The sequence below is a fragment of the Luteimonas sp. TWI662 genome, from assembly GCF_039673825.1.
Taxonomy (GTDB): domain Bacteria; phylum Pseudomonadota; class Gammaproteobacteria; order Xanthomonadales; family Xanthomonadaceae; genus Luteimonas.
In genome coordinates this window covers 1-902 of the sequence record NZ_JBDJMI010000053.1, presented here as the reverse complement: position 1 = coordinate 902, position 902 = coordinate 1, and the positions used below count along the sequence as shown (strand labels likewise).

Annotated in this window: 1 protein-coding gene and 1 pseudogene; both read right to left on the bottom strand. The window is 61.5% G+C overall.

The features are described from left to right. Nucleotides 1–486: pseudogene (locus tag ABE488_RS17705) on the bottom strand (RHS repeat-associated core domain-containing protein); the annotation flags it as partial. Nucleotides 487–585: 99 nt separating this feature from the next. Beyond that, nucleotides 586–902: integrase core domain-containing protein (locus ABE488_RS17700; RefSeq protein WP_346449706.1), on the bottom strand; the 317-nt coding region annotated here is incomplete at its 5' end.

Genomic DNA, 902 nt, shown 5'->3' with positions numbered 1-902 from the left:
CGCTCGACCTGAAGCACTGCGCGCTCTTCCGCGCTCAGGTGGCTGTACTGTTTTCCCATCGCGACACCCTACACTCCGCCGGGTGTGCACTTGGAAGTTGAGTCTGCCCAGCAGGGTGACGGTCCCACGGACTTCCGTCCGCGTGCCATGGACGATTCCGTAACTCGAAACATTCGTCCTGGTGACGTTGACCGCCCCACTGTCGGTCGGCGTGCGCGTTGTGATCTGATAGAAAACCAAGGGCTTGTCGGGAACTGCCTGTCTGCCATCTGGATCAGTGAACTTGTACGGGTTGTTATTTGCGTAGCGATACGCATTGAACTGCCCCACCGGATCGCCCAGCGCCGTTAACGGATCGCGTGAGTAAAAGATTCCGAGCATCGGATCGTAGTAGCGCTGCTGCATATACGTCAGCCCGGTCGCCGCATCCTGCACATGGCCTGTGTAGCCGGGCCCGTCTTGCAAGGCCGGTGTCAACTGGGCTCCGTATGGCTCGTATTTCCGGCGCTCGACGACAGCGCCGTTCTCGTGGTGCCCCCGACGTCCCCCCGCTTTCTCAGTAGCGGAGCTATTTGGAGTCCGGCTCTATCGTAGCGGTTTCACCGCCAGCTGTTGGGTATAGGCGGCAGGCGTTAGCCCGCCGAGCGATTTCTTCGGCCGCTCTTCGTTGTACTCCCGCCGCCAACGCTCGATCTCGGTCCGCGCGTGCAGCAGTGTCGGGAACCAGTGCTCATTGAGGCATTCGTCGCGCAGGCGTCCGTTGAACGATTCGACGTAGGCGTTCTGGTTCTGTTTGCCCGGCTGGATCAGGCGCAACGCCACGCCACGCTCGTGCGCCCAAGCCACCATCGCCCTGCCGCAGAATTCCTTGCCGTTGTCGGTCCGGATCACCTTCGGCAGGC